We start from the raw sequence: 19,664 nt of genomic DNA, 5'->3' as shown, positions 1-19,664 counted from the left end.
TCCCACGACGTAGGATATTGATATGGCTATCGCAGATATTGCCCGATCAATCGAAGAAAATATTAACCGACGCGGAATAGTTAAGTGGCGCCAGCGCGGCTGGCTACCACAGATCATTCCATTCACTGGTTATGGCTCTACCACGGCAGTGAAAATTTTGGCGCGCGCCCTGATGGCAGAGCCGAACGAACGTCAGCCTCTCTTTGATTTACGCAATCTGCAGATGTCCTCACTACGAAGCCCTGCGATAAATACTGTTCGGGATATTGCCGAGCTGGCCATCGAAGCAGGTGCCGAAGCACAGCGGGGCTGGCGGCAATTTTTTACCACACAGGTTGGGTTTTTGCCGGTCACGGTTACCGTTGGAGAGAAGCGCATCGAAACCCGAACAGACCGAAATGGTTACGTAGATCTGCTTGTGGAGAATCACGGACTCACTCCCGGCTGGCACGAAGTGGAACTTATCCCTGCTGCTGGCGAGCCGGTAAAAGCGCCAGTAATGATTGTTTCCCCAACAGCAACTAAAGGCCTTGTATCAGACATCGACGATACCATTATGGTCACTTGGCTTCCACGAGCTGCTTTAGCTGCTTGGAACTCTTTTGTGGTCCACACAAATTCGCGGAAAACTGTAGCTGGAATGTCGAATTTCTACCGAAATATTTTGAGCGGACATCCCGACGCTCCGGTATTTTATCTCTCGACGGGCGCGTGGAATACGTTCTCTACGCTGGAAATCTTCCTTAGCACGTTCCGTTTTCCGGTTGGCCCTCTCCTCATGACCGACTGGGGACCAACGCCTACTGGTCTTTTCCGTTCTGGTCAGGAACATAAAAAGACGCAACTGCGAAATCTCCTCATTATGTTCCCCAATATCACATGGACTCTAGTGGGCGACGACGGCCAGCACGATCCGCTTATCTACGACGAGTTAGCCCGCGAGCATCCGTCACGAGTTGATGTGATTGCATTGCGCGAGCTCAATCCAGTTGAGCAAGTTCTTTCGCACGGAACTCCCGATCCGGCGGAGAGTGTGCGTGAAGATTCGGATATTGAGCGTCATGGCGTGCCCGTTATACGCGGAAAAGACGGCCATGAGCTGCTCGGAAAGTTCCGAAATCTCCACTCATGACCGTCTTATGCACAGTTGACTTGGTTGAACTAGCAGTTCAGTAGCATAGCTGAACGAGTCGTTCAGCCACGAAACTGAGTTAGCTGTTCATTTCCACAGCTAGACACGCAATTACTTGATCGGTTCAACCTTGATCTCTGGTTGCTCGTTCGAATCAGACGAACGATCCTTTAGCTCCGCAGCCTTTTCCTTCACCATTTCGGAGGCAAACTGAACTGCTCCCTTTGCCTTCTGGGCTGCTGCGTCTGAGGCTTGCTGAAAAGTCTGTGAGGCGGTTTCTTTTGCCTTTTCACGGCCAGACTGTACGCTCGCCGAATTCCAGACCTTGGATGCCTGCGTCTTAATTTGCTCGTATCGCTCGCGTCCCGCACGTGCACCGAGCACATATCCAATGCCAGCTACTGTCAAGGTTCTCAAAAATCCCATAATCACTCCTTCAACGGGTTTCTTCAATCCTACGTAAACTTGGAAAATAACTCATTTACTGTTGCCCTAAGCGAACAAGAATGCCGCGGTGATCAGAGTTTCCTATGCGCACCGTCGTCGCCTTTTGCCCTCGGTAGGTAGCGCCGTCGTGAAGGACGCGATCAATCGGGGCGCTCAACAACGCCGGCATATTCGCTGGCCAGGTACCCAAACCCGCAGATCCTGCTTCCGCGACGGCGTCGGCACAATTGGCGCCTAGTGCGTTCTGGTGATCCACTGTTGAGTTGAAATCTCCTGCCAGTATGTAATTTTTCTGCGATTCACAAAGTCCATACACGGCCGAAATCTCCCGTTTCCACAGGTCTATGTTGCGATGCGTCGGAGCGATTGGATGTGCGGCGATCATTTTCGGTCCATTTCCCGACGCCGGTTCAGCACTGACGATTGAGAGTTCCGGTACATTCTGCATCGGTAGCGAAACCTTTTTGTACTTTCCCAGCGACTCCGAGATAAGGAGGATAGTAGAACTAAATTCTGGGTTCCACTTCGGTGTTTCCGTAGTGAATATCTGGAATTTCATTCCGTGTTTTTGCAGTTCAGCAAGTAGTTCTTGGCCACGTTTGGTGGAGGTTTCTGGAAGCGAAACCACGTCTACCCCGTTATTGACGATCACATCGGCCAACTGATCGGTGTTTGTAGCCCCACCCAAAGTGTTATATGAAAGCACTGTGAGCGAGCCATCGCCATGCTGCGCGCCCGAGATGCCTTGATCTTTGGGCAGGTGGCCCGGATTGTTAATGCCGCGGTCGTACACCACGCCGGCGTGAATAAGACCCGCAATAATCAAAACCACTGCCGAAATTCGCGTGAGCCAAAATCTGCGAAGGAACCCCCGCAAAATAGCGCTGATCAGCAGCAATAAGACGCCGAGACCCACAAACACTATCGCCAGCACGCCTCGCATTGCCAAGAGCTGCGCGAACGGTTCGGTCAAGGCGAGATCTGGAAGAAACGGAACAAAATCTGGTTTTACTGTAATCGCTGCAAACAGCGCGCATAGAAGCGAAGCAATTCCCAAAATGATGCCCATATACTTCCTAATTCCTCCGAGGCTCAATATTCATACAGCTCTTGACCGCAGTTTGGATCCTACCGATTTTCGCTGGGAGTTTCCTTATGCTAGCTGAACGCTTCCTGAGCGTACTAGAGAATTACTTGGCGCGCAGGTGAATTATGCGCTGATTTTTCGATCCGCGAAATGCCAGATCGTGATGATACAAAGACTCAATGAAAGGTCCATCAACGAGCACATCGCATAAATCGAGCAGTTCGCGCTTGTCGGGAGTATCGGTTAAGAGCTGTTCGTGAGTGTATCCCGACCACACCCAAATGGTCTTGTCCGCACCGAAAGTATCGCGCACACGCTTCGCCAGCGGGATAAGTATGGGCGTGTTGAGAAAAGGCTCGCCGCCGAGTAGCGAGAGTCCTGCCACATAAGGCTGAGCTAAATCGGTAAGAATTTTCTCTTCGAGTTCTTGAGTGTAGGGAGTGCCGTATTTGAAGCTCTGAGCTGCACGGTTGTAACAGCCAGGACAGCGAAATGGGCAACCTGATACGTAAAGCGAGCAGCGCACGCCTTCGCCGTCCACAAAATTAAACGGCTTGTAATCCGCTACGTATCCCTGTGACAGTGCAGCCCCGCTCCATTCACAGGGGCTGGGCTGCACAATTCCGTGTTTGTCCTTTTCAGGCAATTCTCACCTCGATGGTGCCGCGCTGTTTGAGCATCACTGCAATGGTCCGTCCATGTGCTTAACTCGAGAAGAAATCTCCACATGGCGACCGTGCACCATCGGGCGCTTTTGAGGGTTGCCCAAATATCCACAGGTACGCTTCACAACATCGCAGGTGGCAGGGTCTTCATTGCCACAATCAGGGCACTTGAAGCCCTCAGCCGTGGGGTTAAATTCTCCTTGGAAACCACAGTTATAGCAGTGATCAATCGGGGTGTTTGTACCCAAATATGCCACTTTATCGTATGCGTAGTCCCACACTGCCTCGAGCGCTGCCACATTGTGCGTGAGCTTCGGATACTCACAGTAATGGATGAATCCACCCTTGGTGTACTGTGCATAGTCCTTTTCGAAGTCGATCTTTTCAAAAGGCGTGATCTTCTTGCGCACGTCGTAATGGAAGGAATTCGTGTAGTAGTCTTTGTCGGTAATATCGGCAATCTTGCCAAATTTCGCCTGGTCAAGGCGGCAGAACCGATCAGTTAGCGACTCCGACGGCGTCGAATAAACAGAGAACCAGTACGGATACTCAAGCTTCCACTCAGTTGCGTAATCATTGAGCCGGCGCACAATATCGAGCGTAAATTCCTTTGCCTGCGGATTTGACTCCCAGTCTGGACCATAGAAGCAGGTAGCAGCCTCATACAGGCCAATATATCCGATCGACACGGTAGCGCGATGATTCTGGAAGAACTCGGAAACGCTCGTTTCGGCGTCGTCCACCCGCTTCCCGAACGCTCCGTACTTGTACAGAATTGGCGCGTTAGCAGGGGTAGCATCTTCGCAACGGTTGATACGGAAGAGTAGCGCCTGCTTGACCACTTCCATTCGTTCGTCGAAGATTCGCCAGAAGCGCTCCTGCTCGCCGTGGGCTTCAATCGCAATGCGCGGGATATTAAGGGTGACGACGCCGAGGTTGTTACGGCCTGCGTTCACCGCCTCGCCAGTTTCTGGATCAACCCACTTTGGTAGGAAAGACCGGCAGCCCATCGGAGCTTTGTAATCGCCTTCGAGCTCGGTGATTTTGTCGTACGAGAGCACGTCGGGATACATACGTTTCGTGGAGCATTCCAGCGCGAGCTGTTTGATGTCGTAATTAGGATCGGTTGCGTCAAGATTCACGCCGCGGCGCAAGCCAAATACCAACTTGGGGAAGATCGCAGTGTGGCGGTCGCGGCCAATTCCTTTGATGCGCACTTGCAAGATTGCTCGTTGGATCTCGCGCTCAAATTCGCTGGTACCAAGGCCGAAGCCGAGAGTGACGAACGGCGTTTGCCCATTTGACGAATAGAGCGTGTTGATTTCGTATTCGAGCGACTGCATAGCATCGTAGATATCTTTGCGGGTTTTCGTCCATGCGTAGTCTTGGCGCAGGTCAGGAGCCACCCACTGCTCGGCGTCTTGCATATGCTTGGCGAAGTTCATTTCGGCATAGGGTGCGAGCACTTCATCGGTACGATCAACCGACGCGCCTCCATACTGCGAGGACGCAACGTTGGCAATGATCTGGGCGATTTGTGCAGTGGCAGTGTTAATTGAGCGTGGCGATTCGACTCGCGCATTTCCGATCTGGAAACCGTCTTTGAGCATGCCTTCAATGTCGATCAGGCAGCAATTGGTCATTGGCTGGAAAGGGTTGTAGTCGAGGTCGTGGAAATGAATTTCGCCTTTGATGTGGGCGTTTGCCACGGCGCGCGGAAGCATTGAGCGTAAGGCATACGCCTTGGCAACAGAGCCTGCGGTGAGATCGCGCTGTGTATTAAAGACGGTGGAGTCCTTATTGGCGTTTTCGTTAACCACAGTTTTGTCGCGCTTGAGAAGTTTCCCAACCGAGTGTGTAACGTCCATGTTTTCTTCACGCGCAATGTCGCGATCATGGCGATATTCGATGTAAGCACGCGCTACGTCTGGATACTTGGACGACATCAGGAAGTTTTCAATCGCCGTCTGGATCGTGGCGATGTCCAGTTCGCCCTCAGGAAGTGCAGCGATGACGCCGCGAACCGCCTGCATAACGAAAGGATGGTCGTCGATTCCCTGGTTGTTCAATGCAAGGTAGACGGCGCGGTAAATCTTCGATGGATCAAAGCGTACTTTTCGCCCATCTCGCTTCACAACCATCGTGCCGGCAGAGGTAATTGAATCAACCAACATCTTGTGCTTCCTTTCATTATCGACCACTAGATGTTGAGTTTAGAACTCGCGAGGTGCGCATATCTAGTTCCAACACACCTGTTTTATTTGCTGCGAATTTTTCCAAATTTCCCATTGCTGGAGAAATGAAATGGAGTAGTTCAAAGGTCCCAAATCGGGCGTGATGTAAGAGTCATTTTTGCGGCAAATTTTGCGGCGCAGTGAGGTCATTCTTTGAAAGATCGTGCCCACTTGGCGAGGCGCAAACACCGATAAAACACCTGCCGAAGCGGGATATCGGCGTCGGGCGCCACTGAAGCTACAACCTGACTAAACTTCGTCTTGAACAGATTGAGCCCGAGAAGAGATTCATTAAACGAGCTACCAATTCCCATCAGGTCATAATCAGCTACGCCACGCTTTGGAAGCTCACAAAGTTCGTAGAAAACGAGCAGATCACTCACGAAATCTCGCATTGCTGAAGTGCGCATCGCAGCATAATAACGGGTGGCGCGAGCGTTCTGAATCGTCACAATCGACCATGCCACCAATTGTCCATCAATGCGCGCCGCATACACACGGCAATGCTCAGGCCCAAGGAATGTCAACATACGCTCGAAATCGCCTTGTGGTGCCGGCACGAAGCCGTCACGTTGCGCCGTATCTTCCATGACCGAATAATATTCGGCGAACGACGCCGTGGCCTGCTCTGTTTCGTCCGCACAGACTGCCGGCGACTCCCGTAGCGCCTTGTTCACATCGCGCCGTCCACGCCGTTTCATACGGGAGAGAACGTCGTCTTTAGTGCCGCGAAGATCGATAATCACCGTTGCATCATAAGGTCGGGTAGAAAGCACCGGATAACACAACGACGCACACTCCGCAGAAAAGTAGTGCTGCACTGCAAGACGCATAAACACCGCTTTGGGATGGGCTTTCTGCACAAAAGCGCTGATAGCGCCAAGTATTTCACGCTCTTGAGCGGGATTAACAGGGCTATATGGCGAGGAAGCTGCGGGACTGAGCGACGTTGAGGAATTAGGAGACGTTGGAGGATTGAGAGAAGGAGTGTCATCAGCGGAACTTTGCGCAGACCCAGCCTCCACACACGCAGCACCCACATAAATCGGGCCGTGAACTGCTCGTAGATAGCGATAGCCGTGGGTTTCATACTCAATGAAACTCACCAATGCGCAGGTAGACTTTGCGGCGTCAGAGTTCTTGACCACTAGGTACTTCCACGGGGTTCGCCCTGGCACATCACTTTGGAACGTCGCCCAGATTTCGGTTTGCTCAAGGGGGAGTTCGACGCCGTTTTCTTTGGCTTCTCGCTCAAAAGTAGCGAAATCTACATCCTGCACTGTAAACATTATCGACCCTCTCTACATACCAGTATTTCACGCAAGATTCCTCGGGTGATTGATCTTATTCGCAAACACGTCCGAAATCACCCACAAAATTCCAAAAGTCATTGAATAGGACTTTGGACTCAGATAGACTCACAGTCCTGAGGATGTTTATCGCACACTACATCAACCAACGGAGGTTATGATGGCAATTCATGAAAACGATCCCGTAATCGTTGAGCCGAAAAAGCCACGGCGCGACCGCACACACTGGCTCTACATCATGGTGATAGTGGCAGTTATCGCAGGTATTGCGCTTGGTCTAACTGCTCCAAGCTTTGCAACAAGCCTCGCATGGCTGGGCACGTCGTTCGTAGGTCTCATCAAAATGATGATCTCGCCAGTAATTTTCTGCACGATTGTGCTGGGAATCGGCTCAGTACGCTCGGCGGCGTCGGTCGGAAAAACCGGGTTGTTGGCGCTCGTTTACTTCCTCGTGATGTCCACCTTCGCCCTAGCTATCGGTCTGATAGTTGGCAACTTCATTCACCCAGGAGACGGCCTCAAGATCGAGCCAGGCGCCGGAGCCGAATTCGCACAGAAAGCGGAAGGTGCAGGCGGCACTATCGGCTTCATCCAAAGCATCATTCCAAATACGATCTTTAGCTCGCTCACTTCTGGCTCGGTGCTACAAACACTGTTTATATCCCTTTTGGTGGGCTTTGCGGTACAACGCCTCGGCAAGCAGGGCGAGCCAATTTTACGTGCCATCGGCCTCCTCCAAAAACTTGTTTTCCGAATCCTTATCATGATTCTTTGGATCGCCCCAATCGGCGCATTTGGTGCAATAGCTGCGGTGGTAGGCAAAACTGGAGCTAAAGCTATCGCACAGCTCGGTCTGGTTATGGTGGCGTTCTATATCACCTGCTTCTTGTTTATCGTGGTGATTTTGGGAGCGATCCTCTATGCCACAACGAGGATCAACGTATTCCTCCTGATGAAGTACCTCGCGCGTGAATACCTGCTAATCGTGGCAACATCGTCGTCTGAATCTGCGCTCCCGAACCTGATGGCGAAAATGGAGCACGCGGGCGTGGCGAAACCTACCGTCGGCATCGTGGTGCCGACGGGCTATTCTTTTAACCTCGACGGAACCGCGATCTATTTGACGATGTCGGCGGTGTTTATTTCACACGCGATGGGCAAGCCGATGTCGATGAGCGAGCAAATCGGCATGCTCGTGTTTATGATTATTGCCTCGAAAGGTGCGGCCGGAGTGACCGGCGCTGGACTAGCCACGCTAGCAGGCGGTTTGCAAGCATACCGCCCCGATATGCTCGACGGCGTTGGTGTGATTGTGGGAATCGACCGATTTATGTCTGAAGCGCGTGCGCTCACCAACTTCTCAGGAAATGCCATCGCAACCTTTGTGATTGGGCAATGGACGAACGCGCTCGACCTTGAGCGCGCGCAGGCAGTGCTGCACGGCGAGCACCCGTTCGATTATTCGGCAATTGGCGTGGATGAACACGATACTGAGTACAACCTCAAGCGTCCACCGAAACCGATCAACCCAGCGGATCGCCTGCTTCCGACGCCGCAGCCTGTGCTTCCAGAGGAGGTCAAGAACCACGCGGCGTACTAGGTGCTGGCACACTAGGGTGTGGGTGCACTACACACCCTCAGCGCCCACACCCAACGCAACATCCACCCCTTGTATATTCCGTAAATTTCCCGACGCCACAGAACATGGCAGAATTACCCCGTGAAAGAAAAAGCCGTTCCCACTATCACATACCCCGCTGAACTCCCTGTATCTGCGCGCAAAGACGATATCGCCGAAGCGATCCGCAACAATCAGTTAGTAATCATCTCGGGCGAAACTGGTTCGGGAAAAACCACCCAGCTTCCGAAAATCTGCTTGGAAATTGGGCGCGGAATCAAGGGAATGATCGGGCATACTCAACCACGACGCATCGCAGCGCGCTCAGTGGCTGAGCGTATTTGCTCTGAGTTGGGCGTGAAACTGGGCGGGGCAATCGGTTTCCAAGTGCGCTTCACTGAGGAAGTTTCCGATTCCACTCTGGTGAAGTTGATGACCGACGGCATTTTACTTGCAGAAGTCCAATCTGATCCTGAGCTGCGCAAATACGATACGATCATTATCGACGAGGCCCATGAGCGCTCGCTCAATATTGATTTCTTACTCGGCTACCTCGCGCAGCTACTGCCAAAACGCCCTGATCTCAAGCTCATTATTACGTCGGCGACCATCGATTCGCAGCGCTTTGCCGAGCATTTTGGCACGTATATGTACGGCGGCGGGGCTGGAAAAGTAGCGCCGATCATCGAGGTTTCAGGGCGAACCTATCCAGTTGAAATCCGTTACCGGCCGCTCGATGGCGACGCCGAGTTGGGTGCGCACGAAGATCACTCACGTCACGAGCGGCAAGACGCCGAGCCATACGCCGATGCACCAGCCGATCCGCGCGATCAGATCACCGGGATTATCGACGCCGCCACCGAACTTTTCGCCGAAGGCCCTGGCGATATTCTGGTGTTTCTCTCCGGTGAGGGCGAGATTCACGAAACACAGAAAGCATTCCGTGATGATCTGGGCGTGCGCTATATCGAACCTGGTGGGAGTTCCAATATTCCAGGAGCGGTGGAAGTACTCCCACTATTTGCGCGGCTTTCAGCCGGCGAGCAACATCGTATTTTTGCACCTCACCGGCATCGGCGAATCATTCTCGCCACCAATATTGCCGAAACGTCCATCACGGTGCCAGGGATTCGGTACGTGATCGACCCAGGCACAGCCCGCATCTCGCGCTTTTCCAATAAAACCAAAGTGCAACGCCTCCCGATTGAGGCGATTTCGCAAGCCTCAGCCAATCAGCGCGCCGGGCGATGCGGGCGTGTGGCAGACGGTATCGCCATTCGCCTTTACTCTGAGGACGATTTTGCAAGCCGCGAGCAATTTACCGAGCCAGAAATTCAACGCACTTCTTTAGCTGCGGTAATCCTACAAATGACCTCATTGGGCTTGGGTGCCGTGGAAGACTTCCCATTTATTGATCCACCCGATATGCGCGCCATTCGAGCCGGATTACAGTTACTCGAAGAAATCGGTGCGGTTGAATTAGGTATCGGCGCCCGCAAGCCACGGCTCACAAAAATTGGCCGCCAACTCGCACGTCTGCCTATCGATCCTCGCCTAGGAAGAATTTTGCTTGCCGGAGCCGATAACGGCTGCGCTGCAGAAATATTGGTGTTGGTAGCTGCGATGTCTGTGCAGGACGTGCGCGAAAGACCTGCGGAATTTCAGGCGCAAGCAGACCAACTCCACGCACGCTTTACCGATCCACGCTCAGACTTCCTCGCCTATCTCAATCTGTGGCGGTATCTGCGCACCCAGCAACGCGATCTTTCTGGATCCGCATTCCGCCGCATGTGCCGCAGCGAATACCTCAACTGGCTACGCTTCCGCGAGTGGCAAGATGTAGTAACGCAGCTTCGGCAACTTGCCAAGCCGCTCGGTCTAACTCTCAAACAGATCACCATACCCACAGTTCGGCAGATCGAAGAAGCCGTTCAAGCAGGCGCGGACGTTGCTCAAAATCGCAACGTGACCGAGGCGGTGAAAGCTGTGGCGGCGTCGTCGGACGCTCCCGCTGCGGACGCAATCCACCGGGCGCTACTGGTCGGACTCCTCTCCAACCTGGGAAATTGGGACGAACGCAAGCGCGACTACGCCGGCGCGCGCGGCACTCATTTCGTAATCTGGCCAGGATCAGGCTTGCACCGACGCACTCCAGCGTGGGTTATGGCCTCTGAGCTGGTAGAAACCTCGCGGCTCTTCGCCCGCACGGTGGGCCAGATTGATCCAGCGTGGATCGAGCGCGCCGCGAAACACCTGGTCAAGACGCAATATTCCGAGCCGTTCTGGGCAAACCGCCAGGGTGCGGCGATGGTACACGAGAAAGTTACGCTTTATGGCATGACCATCGTGGCGGATCGGCAGAGTCTGCTGGCGAAGGTGGGAACGCCTGAAGCGCGCGAGCTCGCCCGCGAGATGTTTATCCGGCATGGTCTGGTGGAGAATCAGTGGCGCACTCACCACGCTTTCGCCAAGCACAATAAACAGGCTCTTGAGCAGGCACGCGAGGTAGAAGCGCGCACTCGTCAGCACGGTTTAGTGGCCGACGACGACGCCCAATTCACTTTCTTTGATGAACGGTTACCGGATTCCATCGTTTCGGGCCGGCATTTCGACTCGTGGTGGAAGAAAGCACAGCATAAACGCCCTGATCTGCTGAATTTCACGCAAGAGTTCTTACTTGGCAAAACGAGTGTGGATGATGCCGATTTCCCCGAGGAATGGGTACAAGGCGACGTAACACTCCCGATTACTTATAGCTTTAGCCCAGGTAGCCACACCGATGGCCTGCGGATTGACGTGCCAGTTACTCTCCTACCGCAATTGGAGGATGCGGGCTTTGACTGGCTCGTGCCGGGCATGATTGAGGAGCTCACGGTCGCAACGATTCGCGCGCTACCAAAGCGGATCCGCCGTAATCTGGTGCCTGCGCCCGATGTGGCGAGCAAGATCGTGGCGCTGTTACCGCCTTGGGATTCTGTTGCGCACGGGCAGGTGGGTGCGCCAAGTTTCGCGCAGGCGTTCACACAGGCTGTGCGCACGTTGCGTGGTTTCGATATCGACGACGACGCTTGGGCTGAGGTGGAGTTGCCGCCTCACCTTGTGATCACGTTCTGTGTGCGCTCTGAGCGCGGCGCCGTGCTTGACGAGGGCACGTCACTCGTGGCTTTACAGCGGTCCTTAGCACCACAAACACGCTCCGCGGTGGAATCAGTGGTCAAGGGAGCGGTGGCTCGCGCTCTCGACGAAGCGCGAGACGCTATTTTGGCTGATCAGGAGGCAAGTGCGCGCAAGGATCAACGCCAGCGGGAAGTGGAATCCCGCAAGGCGCAGATCGCTGCCGAGGCGAAGTCCCGCGCCGGAATCCTCAGCGATTCGGTGGACGATATCCACGATTGGGCTCAAATAAAAGAGGGCGAATTGCCTGCGGTTATCGAAACAGAGGGCCCGCATGGCATGGTAGTGCGTGGCTATCCGGCGTTCGTCGTTGCGGGCGGTGCCGTGCAGTTGCGCGTGTTGGCTGAACCTGCCGAACAGGTACGCGAGCACCGCAACGGCGTCGTCTACCTGGTGTATCGGCAGACGGCGCTTCCCGAGGGACGCATTACCTCACGTTGGACTGGGTTAGAGTCGCTCACGCTTGCGGCGTCGCCATATAAAAATACTGCGGCGCTCGTTGCAGATTTGCAGCTCACAGCTGCGCGGAACGTTGCGCAGAAGTGGGCGAAACAAGAAAAAACTCCGCTGGGCAGGGTGCGACGCGCGGCAGAGTTTGAGCAGCTGCGTGCTTATGTGCGCGACCGTATTGAAGACGAGACGTATCGGCTGGCGCAGATTGTGGTGCGGGTATTGCAGGCCTGGGGAGATGTTGAGGCTTTGATTCGGGAGAATACGTCGGTGGCGCTGATCAATACGGTGCATGACGTGCGTGAACAGATTACCGCACTCATTTTTGATGGCTTCATTTTTGCCACTCCCGAGGAGTATTTGCCTGATTTGCCGCGTTTCTTGAAGGCCGCGGGCTTGCGTATCACGAAAGCGGCTAATAATCCGGCGGCTGACGATGCGCTCGCATGGCAGGTGGCGGATATTGAAGAGCTGGTAAACCGCGAGCGCGAAGAGTTTAAGCAGGTGGAGTACGACGCCGCGCGCGCAGCCGTATTGGTGCAAGCACGATGGCTGGTGGAAGAATTGCGGGTTTCGCTATTTGCTCAGCAGCTAGGCACGCGCGTGAAAGTCTCACCTCAGAGGATTAAAAAGCTACTCGGGAGGTAGTGGTTTTCCAGCCGATTGACGCGTTATCCTTTTTTACTTTGTTGGTTTCTCAGGACCTCTGGGGCTATCTGAGTCCTTCGCGTACGCATAGGTAGACACTGCGGTAAAAACCACAGCCGCTAACAGCGCAAATAACCAAGTTTTTCCATCCCTGAAATTAAGCCATTGATCTCGTGCATACGAAATGATCAACCACATAATGGCAAATTCAAAGATGAAAACTCCGGCGGAATAAATCGTTACTAAATTTTTCATTGTGCCACCTTAATACCCATATTTTGTGTTTAAGAAAAAGCGCAACTGACTGCAGCCACGGCGAGTGCTGAGGCTACGAGAACAGGTCCACCCAGAGCTTTTCCAAAACTTGTAACAAAAGCTGGTCCCAAAGCTCTCACAATAGTGGATGCTACTAAGCCCCAGTTCCATGCGGCAATCGCTGTTGTATTCTCAACAGCCTTATCGATGAAAGCTATTCTTTATACGCAACACATTTAGACTACTATTCACCATGCAAGTTTGGAAGAGTTTTATCCGATTTACCTGCGGAAATATACTTTAATATTCGACTATTGAATCGTATATTGTTCTCTACACAGAAAATATTCAGGAGTAGTTAGCAGATCGCTGCAAAGCTTGAGAAAGTCAAGGTCGTTCAATTTCAGTCACCACGATTTACTTACTTAACTTGAATAGGAACAAGCATTTCTACCACTTGGTCACGGGTCCACTTGGTTGTATTCGTCATCGTCAATGTTTGACGACGGCGCTTTAGTTCTCCTTCACAAACGATATACAAATCGTCCTCACCAGCGGGAACTGCAAGATAGCTTTTCCCGGCAACCGCTCCGCTGTAAATCTCACCATTAAACAGCGCGTCTACAACGATTTTTGCAGCATCCACGAACATCAAGGTTCGCCATGCTTCGTCAGCTTCGAAAAGCGGATAGGCATCCGTATCCTCGTTAACCCAAAGTCCAACACTCTTGTCGCCTTCTTGAACGTGAACCATAAGTTCATAACCGACAATCGAATCATTCCTGATGGATAGCCACCAATTATCTTGGGAGAACCGAACTACATCATCGACAAAACGGCAGTTACAGTCCGTCTCGCTCATGCGTGAAATCAAAGCCCGCATTTCACTGCGCACATATCGCTCTACTTGTTGTTGAGAAACTAGTAGACCACTGACATCGCGCTTATCGTTAAGAATACTTAAAGCGGTGTCGTCCGACGCAAAAATTAGATTAATAATTTCAACAGGTCCGCGAACTCCTTCCCTGAGTGAGCGAAGAAAATATGGTTCTCTCTCCAGGTAAGAAATTAAACGCTCATCAGTGGTGATAGTTCCTAAGTAACCGCGTATTTTTCGAGGAGAAACCCAGTTTGGTTGCGCAGGATCCAGCACCCTCACTTGCCTTTGCAGCACGCGAGAACCATAAGGAACGAGGCGAGCGTCGTCGGAATAGCTTGCGAGATAAAAATAGGTATTCTTCCAGGTCTTTTGGATCAGTACGACGTCGTATTCCACACCTGTCGATATGAGCTGAACTTTCATTCTTTACCGTCCTGAGCATAGGTGTCTAAGGCAATGTCGTCGCAGGTGAAGGAAAACTCTTTACTTCCAATAACAAGCTTTACATCGCAGGGAAAAGCACACGAAACCAAGTCGGAATTTTCAATGGTGGAAGTAGCATCCAACCCAGAAATTTCGAGCGCATTGAGCAAAAACATTGAATCAGAGGGAGAAGTTTGACGATCAAGGGGATCTGATTTCACCGCTGAACTGTGGTGCAGAGTATTTTTCGATTGGTAATTCTGCTGGTAATGCTGCACACCCGAAAAGGTAAGCGTAAAAACAAGGAACTGTTCTCCGTCAAGCGCATGGGCAGGAAAAGGCTTCGTAAAAACAACTACGAGTGATTTACCATGATGCAAAACGCGCAGCACCGTACATGTTTTGCTGTGAAGCTCTTTTAGCCATTCATCGGTGAGATTCATTTCTACACACCGTTCCCTTCACTTCATCGCTTCAGAAAGAATTTCCTTAAAACTACATACTGAAGAACAATACGTTGAGCCCAAAATACAACTTTCTTTTCAGGCAAAAATACCTCAAGTCGTGCTACGAACTTTCCTTTATGTAGCCCAGACATCCCAATCAAGATAGCGCTTCATGGTTTCAAGATTGGAATTAACGGTGGCAGCAAAATAGCTCAACTGGACATGCGTGAAACTCCGCGACAGAACACACATATCACGGCTGAGGTAACGTCGTCGTCATGCAACTAAATCGACCCTAAGGCTTCTCGTAACTGGCGGGAGGGAGCGAGAACTTGCCGGAAATTCAACAAGGCTACACTTCGGCACGCCCATCGTCGAAATCGAAACAAGTCTAAAACACCAAATATAACCCCAGCGCAATCTAGAAACTCTTCGTCAGAACAATATCGCCATCAAAGCCTTGTTTTCTGAAGTAAGCCACGTCCGACGTCGCATTGGCAGGAAGCAAGAGCGTGCGCACACCCAAATCTGCAAAAAGCTTGTGGTTAGTGTAAATAAATTTGCCTGGAGTAAAATTTCGAAAACGCTCTGTTACATAGTCAACAACGACGTTAGCTTTCTCATCCTCACCAAGCCGTACCGCAAATAGTCCGATAATTTCCTCGTCATGCATTATCAAGAAAGATCGCGTTCCAATCAACGCATCTTTGGCGAACTGTGGGTAAGCAGCGGATATAGAGGCACCGTTGCGTGAGAGAAAACGTTGCACTATTGAATCATCATCATTCACCGCCACCACGGAATATCCGCGTTCTTCACTTTCGCCTTGTTGACTCAATCGCCATAACCAGTAAATGTTGATGAGCACGATCGCACCATTCATCGCCGCATACGGCCAGATCTCAAAGAACACGTTATAAATCGTTGCGATCAACGAGCCTGTGAGATTAAGAATGCGGAATCTACGCACGCTAGGCACCATCAAGCTTACGACGACGAGCACGGAACCAGTCCATCCAACTATTTCCCACCAAGACATGCGAAACCCACTTTCCATCACACAGTGCGAATATTTATCGCTATAGATTGCTTTATCCTACACGGCGGTGTCAGATTTTGTCGCGTATTTGGCTTCGCATGATCTGACCAGCTAATAAAGAGCTAATTCACCTGCATTAGATCGGAATTTAATAGAAACATCTTGCATTTTTAATGATGGCAGCAAAATAGCCCAACTGGGCGCACATGAATAGCTAATGAGAATATTTACGTTTCATTGACCACAACACAACAACCTTTTAGAATGTAACTGCGATCACAAAAGCATGTATGGATGTGAAAGGAATCCACCACGCCGATTCACTCTGAGGAAAGGCACACATCATGAAGAGAATAGTAGTCGCGTTAATTACCATAGCAACAGCATTGGGAGCCACTTTCGTTGGTTCACCACAAGCGTCGGCAACCCAAAACGATCACGCCGGATCAATCCAAATACCCATAGCAACAGGCATTGATCCATCGAACCCACATAATGACCAGATCACTCCAAAAGAAGAAGCTGGCCAGTATTACTACATGTGCACAAATATGGGACAACAATACCCGTGGAACCATCCTGCCGATCCTAATAAATGTCCTGGCTGGCTTGACGTGTATATCGGCGGTAAAAACGTTGCTCACGTAAACACTGGTATGGCAGGAAAGCCAGACGTTACCGCCTCGTGTGTAGCGGGTCTTGCATTCACTGTCATATCGCTTGTTGTACCAGGTGGAGTCTTTGTTGACGGTGGGCGCATCGCAGTAGGCATGACGCTGGGAAGCCTAGGTATAACATTATTAGGCTGCTCAGGATATTAGCGAGAGAAAGGAGAATCATGGATGATATAAAAGCCGCTCTTTTTCAAAGCTTTTCAATCATATTCTTATGGGCGCTCCCATTCTTCTTTGGGGGGATCCATACGCAAACGAAAATCATCATTACGTTAATTGCCGTGGCAACATTAATTTGGATTATCGGGTGCTATATCTACCTCCAACGCAAAAAACAAAACAAAACTACAAGTGAGCGTTAAAAGATAAACCTAACGCCCGAAAGTGGTCTGCTGACATGTAAGCTACATGTCAGCAGACCACTTTCTTTGATAGAGACGACATCTATCCACAGCGGAGAATTATTGACTATCCCCGAACCTATGGAATACAAAAACATTCATTTTACCGAAGCGCTTTAACTAGACCATGAAGTGTTTGTAAGTCTTGGGGTAACTGGCAGGCGAGAACGGGAACTCACCGGAAATTCAACCAAGCTTTCAAACGCTTAGGCTTCGCACCAAAGTCAACCAAAGTAACTAGCGCAACTTATAACGCTACTTAGAGGCTCCGTCGTCTTTCTGAAACCAGGTCTTGGTCGGAAACGCTTCGCAAAACGCTCTCGTATATTCAGGCACACCACCAGCGAGATTTTCGTAGAAAGACGGCATTTCTTGCAACTCAAAATACTTACTTTCAGCAAGAAAAACTACCTCGTCATAGCCCAAATGGTTTTGATAAATTACTTTCTTCCAGCTGGAACAGTCGTTGTTAGTCACCTCGAATATCTCGCACTACGCCTGTTTTCTCAAAGTGACAATCTGCAAGAGTCACAAGTTAACGAGCGGCTGAAAGTAGTGACCGACGACTTCGCCACCCTTAGGCGCTACCTTATCGATGCCGGACTTCTGGAAAGGCTCAACGATGGCACTTCCTATCGGCTCAGTCACTCAATCGCTGCTGCCCAAACTCTATAAATGTTTATAAAACTAGATTCGATAGGCGACAACAACCACACAAAACTGCTGAACAAGCGTGCCAATAATGCTGTCGCATTAGAACAAGCACTAGCCCTACAAAGCTTGTTCCCCCTCTTGATTTTAGAACTTACAAGTTCTAAAATATATTTATGTGGGATCTGGATGTCGAGCTCATCACTGAATGGATTATTTCGCTAGATAAAAAGTCGCAACAACAAGTCATTGCGGCGTTAGAACTTTTACAAGAACACGGCCCCACCTTAGGTCGTCCATTAGTTGATAGCGTGACGGCATCACGTCACAAAAATATGAAAGAGTTAAGACCAGGATCTTCAGGAAGAACAGAACTACGATTATTCGCATTTGATCCTAAGCGCAGGGCAATTATGTTGATTGGTGGGGACAAATCTAACCAATGGAACAGATGGTATAGAAAGAACATTCCTATTGCAGATAAGCTTTACGATCAATACCTAGAAAAACAAAAAGGATAACACCATGGCAATGACACTCGAACAATTCCTCGAAGTCCACCCAGTCGACCGAACCGAAGTCGATAAATACAAAGAACAAATGCTCACAGAAGTCCGCGCATATCGACTTCGTGAATTACGCGAGAGCCTAGGTATTACCCAACAACAGCTCGCACAACGAATCGGCGTATCTCAACGCCAAGTTTCCAAAATCGAACAGGGTGATATCGAAAACGCAAAGCTTAGCACAATTCGTGGATATCTCAACGCAATTGGCGGCACTTTATCACTCGAATTTGAGCGAGGAGATGCTCGAATCCGCATTGCTTGATAACTTCTGAGTTATCAAGCCCCTAGCTCCCACTCTCCGATAACTCCTGCGCAATCTCTCGCACAGCCACGCGCGCATCGCGACGCGCCCCAATAGTCGAAGCACTCGGACCGTATCCCAACAGGTGCACCCGCTCGTCGCGCACTGCCCGCGTGCCACGCATCTGCACGCCGCCACGCTCAGAACGTAACTTCAACGGCGCCAAATGTCGCAATTCCGCACGAAAACCAGTTGCCCAAATAATCGCGTCAACCTGCACAAACTTTTCGCCCCACCACGCACCGTGCTTATCGAGCCGATCGAACATCTCGCGCCTTTTCAGCACGCCGCGCGCACGCATGTCGCGCACCATGTCATTCTCCGGCAGCCCAGTCTCCGCAACCACCGGCAAAGGCATCAACCCAACCTCCACCCGTTCACGTACGCGCTGCTCAACCGCACGACCAGCCTCAATACTCAACGAGTTCATCGGTGAAAAATCGTCCTCACGCCAACGCGGCGGAGTGCGAGTAACCCAAATCGTCTTTTTCGCTTCCCGCGACACCTCATCTAGGTGCGTCAACGCCGAAATTCCACCACCAACAATCATCACCCGTTTACCCCAGAACCGATCTGCCCTTGGGTAATTCTGGGTGTGAAATTGCTGGCCACGAAACAGTTCCGCGCCTTCATAATGCGGTACGAAAGGCCGCGTCCACGTGCCCGTGCAGTTAATGACGCGCCGCGCATACCACGTGCCCGCCGTCGTCCTCACCCGTAGCAGCCCAGTTTCCGGCACGTCCTCCACGGCTACAACCCTCACCAGATGTAAAATCGGCAGGTCAAACTCGTGTTCATAGTCCGCAAAATATTGCGACACAAAGAGCGACGACGGCGCTGCCGGATCAATCTCTCCCACCGGCATACCAGGCAAATCGGCAATATGGTTGATAGTTGACATCGTCAAGCTGCGCCACCGGTGCCGCCACGCGCCGCCAGGTCCAACTTCACCGTCAAGTACCACAAAAGTACCTGCTCCTGGCCCATTTTTACCCGCAAGATTCTCCGAGTCACCTTGATCGCCGCACACATAAGCAGCTCCATTATCAGCATTTTCAGGGCGACGCCGGTCGCCCGCGTAGCCCACAAAGCCACGTCGCAACAGTTCATAGGCGGAGCATAGACCCGCTTGCCCACCACCAATCACTACCACGTCAGCGTAGTGTTCGTTTTTGTGTGCTGAGGGCGTAAAGTCGTGATAATTCGCGCTATCGTGCATATCTCAACGGTACATCACAACGAGCATTTGCCCACATTGAA

General features: G+C 51.4%; 18 protein-coding genes. 8 read left to right on the top strand and 10 right to left on the bottom strand.

Annotated elements, in window-relative coordinates; translation table 11 throughout:
• The first annotated feature begins 22 nt into the window (after positions 1 to 22).
• Positions 23 to 1,132 carry an App1 family protein gene (locus tag EZJ44_RS07255; RefSeq protein WP_131281820.1) on the top strand — a complete coding sequence of 370 codons (1,110 nt, stop codon included), beginning with the start codon at positions 23 to 25 and terminating at the stop codon, positions 1,130 to 1,132.
• Positions 1,133 to 1,243: 111 nt separating this feature from the next.
• Here EZJ44_RS07255 and EZJ44_RS08835 read toward each other — a convergent pair whose 3' ends face one another.
• The 5 genes from EZJ44_RS08835 to EZJ44_RS07230 all read right to left on the bottom strand — a co-directional run bounded on the left by EZJ44_RS08835 (position 1,244) and on the right by EZJ44_RS07230 (position 6,854).
• The gene (locus EZJ44_RS08835) at positions 1,244 to 1,558 is read right to left on the bottom strand and encodes a hypothetical protein (protein WP_206661875.1); all 315 of its coding nucleotides are present in this window, start codon (positions 1,556 to 1,558) and stop codon (positions 1,244 to 1,246) included.
• Between the two features lie 55 nt (positions 1,559 to 1,613).
• Entirely contained in the window at positions 1,614 to 2,648 is a 1,035-nt protein-coding gene (locus EZJ44_RS07245; protein WP_131281818.1) for an endonuclease/exonuclease/phosphatase family protein, read from the bottom strand.
• A 121-nt stretch (positions 2,649 to 2,769) separates the two neighbouring features.
• Positions 2,770 to 3,312, bottom strand: a complete 543-nt coding sequence (gene nrdG, locus EZJ44_RS07240; protein WP_131281816.1) for an anaerobic ribonucleoside-triphosphate reductase activating protein — start codon at positions 3,310 to 3,312, stop codon at positions 2,770 to 2,772.
• A gap of 33 nt (positions 3,313 to 3,345) precedes the next feature.
• Entirely contained in the window at positions 3,346 to 5,505 is a 2,160-nt protein-coding gene (gene nrdD / locus EZJ44_RS07235; protein ID WP_131281814.1) for an anaerobic ribonucleoside-triphosphate reductase, read from the bottom strand.
• A gap of 206 nt (positions 5,506 to 5,711) precedes the next feature.
• Positions 5,712 to 6,854 (bottom strand): lipid II:glycine glycyltransferase FemX, encoded by a 1,143-nt coding sequence (locus EZJ44_RS07230; RefSeq protein WP_131281812.1) that lies wholly within the window; start codon positions 6,852 to 6,854, stop codon positions 5,712 to 5,714.
• 181 nt (positions 6,855 to 7,035) lie between these two features.
• Between EZJ44_RS07230 and EZJ44_RS07225 the strand changes: the two genes are divergently transcribed.
• Complete coding sequence (locus EZJ44_RS07225) at positions 7,036 to 8,475, top strand: cation:dicarboxylate symporter family transporter (RefSeq protein ID WP_131281810.1); 1,440 nt, start codon at positions 7,036 to 7,038, stop codon at positions 8,473 to 8,475.
• A gap of 120 nt (positions 8,476 to 8,595) precedes the next feature.
• On the top strand, positions 8,596 to 12,765 hold the full coding sequence (hrpA, locus tag EZJ44_RS07220) for an ATP-dependent RNA helicase HrpA (protein ID WP_241658632.1): 4,170 nt from the start codon (positions 8,596 to 8,598) through the stop codon (positions 12,763 to 12,765).
• Positions 12,766 to 12,798: 33 nt separating this feature from the next.
• Here the strand turns inward: hrpA and EZJ44_RS07215 are convergent, their stop codons facing one another.
• From EZJ44_RS07215 to EZJ44_RS07200, 4 genes are all read right to left on the bottom strand, one after another.
• Positions 12,799 to 13,020, bottom strand: a complete 222-nt coding sequence (locus EZJ44_RS07215; protein ID WP_131281806.1) for a hypothetical protein — start codon at positions 13,018 to 13,020, stop codon at positions 12,799 to 12,801.
• A gap of 421 nt (positions 13,021 to 13,441) precedes the next feature.
• Positions 13,442 to 14,323, bottom strand: coding sequence for a hypothetical protein (locus EZJ44_RS07210; RefSeq protein WP_131281804.1), 882 nt, complete (start codon positions 14,321 to 14,323; stop codon positions 13,442 to 13,444).
• Positions 14,320 to 14,766, bottom strand: a complete 447-nt coding sequence (locus EZJ44_RS07205; protein ID WP_131281802.1) for a hypothetical protein — start codon at positions 14,764 to 14,766, stop codon at positions 14,320 to 14,322. Before EZJ44_RS07205 ends, EZJ44_RS07210 begins: the two co-directional genes overlap by 4 nt.
• A gap of 424 nt (positions 14,767 to 15,190) precedes the next feature.
• Positions 15,191 to 15,808 carry a hypothetical protein gene (locus EZJ44_RS07200; protein ID WP_131281800.1) on the bottom strand — a complete coding sequence of 206 codons (618 nt, stop codon included), beginning with the start codon at positions 15,806 to 15,808 and terminating at the stop codon, positions 15,191 to 15,193.
• A gap of 344 nt (positions 15,809 to 16,152) precedes the next feature.
• On the opposite strand from EZJ44_RS07200, the gene EZJ44_RS07195 reads away from it, so the two are divergent.
• The 5 genes from EZJ44_RS07195 (at position 16,153) to EZJ44_RS07175 (ending at position 18,365) form a co-directional block, all read left to right on the top strand.
• Positions 16,153 to 16,629 (top strand): hypothetical protein, encoded by a 477-nt coding sequence (locus tag EZJ44_RS07195; protein ID WP_131281798.1) that lies wholly within the window; start codon positions 16,153 to 16,155, stop codon positions 16,627 to 16,629.
• A gap of 17 nt (positions 16,630 to 16,646) precedes the next feature.
• The gene (locus EZJ44_RS07190; protein ID WP_131281796.1) at positions 16,647 to 16,844 is read left to right on the top strand and encodes a hypothetical protein; all 198 of its coding nucleotides are present in this window, start codon (positions 16,647 to 16,649) and stop codon (positions 16,842 to 16,844) included.
• Between the two features lie 465 nt (positions 16,845 to 17,309).
• Positions 17,310 to 17,558, top strand: a complete 249-nt coding sequence (locus tag EZJ44_RS09020; protein ID WP_131281792.1) for a DUF2087 domain-containing protein — start codon at positions 17,310 to 17,312, stop codon at positions 17,556 to 17,558.
• 152 nt (positions 17,559 to 17,710) lie between these two features.
• The gene (locus tag EZJ44_RS07180) at positions 17,711 to 18,055 is read left to right on the top strand and encodes a type II toxin-antitoxin system RelE/ParE family toxin (RefSeq protein WP_131281788.1); all 345 of its coding nucleotides are present in this window, start codon (positions 17,711 to 17,713) and stop codon (positions 18,053 to 18,055) included.
• A gap of 4 nt (positions 18,056 to 18,059) precedes the next feature.
• Complete coding sequence (locus tag EZJ44_RS07175; RefSeq protein WP_131281786.1) at positions 18,060 to 18,365, top strand: helix-turn-helix domain-containing protein; 306 nt, start codon at positions 18,060 to 18,062, stop codon at positions 18,363 to 18,365.
• Positions 18,366 to 18,387: 22 nt separating this feature from the next.
• Here EZJ44_RS07175 and EZJ44_RS07170 read toward each other — a convergent pair whose 3' ends face one another.
• Positions 18,388 to 19,623: an NAD(P)-binding domain-containing protein gene (locus EZJ44_RS07170; RefSeq protein WP_131281784.1), complete on the bottom strand. Its 1,236-nt coding sequence runs from the start codon at positions 19,621 to 19,623 to the stop codon at positions 18,388 to 18,390.
• Positions 19,624 to 19,664 lie beyond the last annotated feature (41 nt).

The organism is Arcanobacterium bovis, from assembly GCF_004331995.1.
In the GTDB taxonomy this organism is placed as follows: domain Bacteria; phylum Actinomycetota; class Actinomycetes; order Actinomycetales; family Actinomycetaceae; genus Arcanobacterium_A; species Arcanobacterium_A bovis.
Note: the sequence above shows the minus strand (reverse complement) of the source record. Positions and strands in the feature narration are given on the sequence as shown.

Bases quoted from the DNA above. Each gene is read 5' to 3' on its own strand.
- EZJ44_RS07255 (WP_131281820.1), top strand. From the start codon at position 23: ATGGCTATCGCAGATATTGCCCGATCAATCGAAGAAAATATTAACCGA.
- EZJ44_RS08835 (WP_206661875.1), bottom strand. From the start codon at position 1,558: ATGGGATTTTTGAGAACCTTGACAGTAGCTGGCATTGGATATGTGCTC.
- EZJ44_RS07245 (WP_131281818.1), bottom strand. From the start codon at position 2,648: ATGGGCATCATTTTGGGAATTGCTTCGCTTCTATGCGCGCTGTTTGCA.
- nrdD (WP_131281814.1), bottom strand. From the start codon at position 5,505: ATGTTGGTTGATTCAATTACCTCTGCCGGCACGATGGTTGTGAAGCGA.
- EZJ44_RS07230 (WP_131281812.1), bottom strand. From the start codon at position 6,854: ATGTTTACAGTGCAGGATGTAGATTTCGCTACTTTTGAGCGAGAAGCC.
- EZJ44_RS07225 (WP_131281810.1), top strand. From the start codon at position 7,036: ATGGCAATTCATGAAAACGATCCCGTAATCGTTGAGCCGAAAAAGCCA.
- EZJ44_RS07215 (WP_131281806.1), bottom strand. From the start codon at position 13,020: ATGAAAAATTTAGTAACGATTTATTCCGCCGGAGTTTTCATCTTTGAA.
- EZJ44_RS07210 (WP_131281804.1), bottom strand. From the start codon at position 14,323: ATGAAAGTTCAGCTCATATCGACAGGTGTGGAATACGACGTCGTACTG.
- EZJ44_RS07205 (WP_131281802.1), bottom strand. From the start codon at position 14,766: ATGAATCTCACCGATGAATGGCTAAAAGAGCTTCACAGCAAAACATGT.
- EZJ44_RS07200 (WP_131281800.1), bottom strand. From the start codon at position 15,808: ATGTCTTGGTGGGAAATAGTTGGATGGACTGGTTCCGTGCTCGTCGTC.
- EZJ44_RS07195 (WP_131281798.1), top strand. From the start codon at position 16,153: ATGAAGAGAATAGTAGTCGCGTTAATTACCATAGCAACAGCATTGGGA.
- EZJ44_RS07190 (WP_131281796.1), top strand. From the start codon at position 16,647: ATGGATGATATAAAAGCCGCTCTTTTTCAAAGCTTTTCAATCATATTC.
- EZJ44_RS09020 (WP_131281792.1), top strand. From the start codon at position 17,310: ATGGTTTTGATAAATTACTTTCTTCCAGCTGGAACAGTCGTTGTTAGT.
- EZJ44_RS07180 (WP_131281788.1), top strand. From the start codon at position 17,711: ATGTGGGATCTGGATGTCGAGCTCATCACTGAATGGATTATTTCGCTA.
- EZJ44_RS07175 (WP_131281786.1), top strand. From the start codon at position 18,060: ATGGCAATGACACTCGAACAATTCCTCGAAGTCCACCCAGTCGACCGA.
- EZJ44_RS07170 (WP_131281784.1), bottom strand. From the start codon at position 19,623: ATGCACGATAGCGCGAATTATCACGACTTTACGCCCTCAGCACACAAA.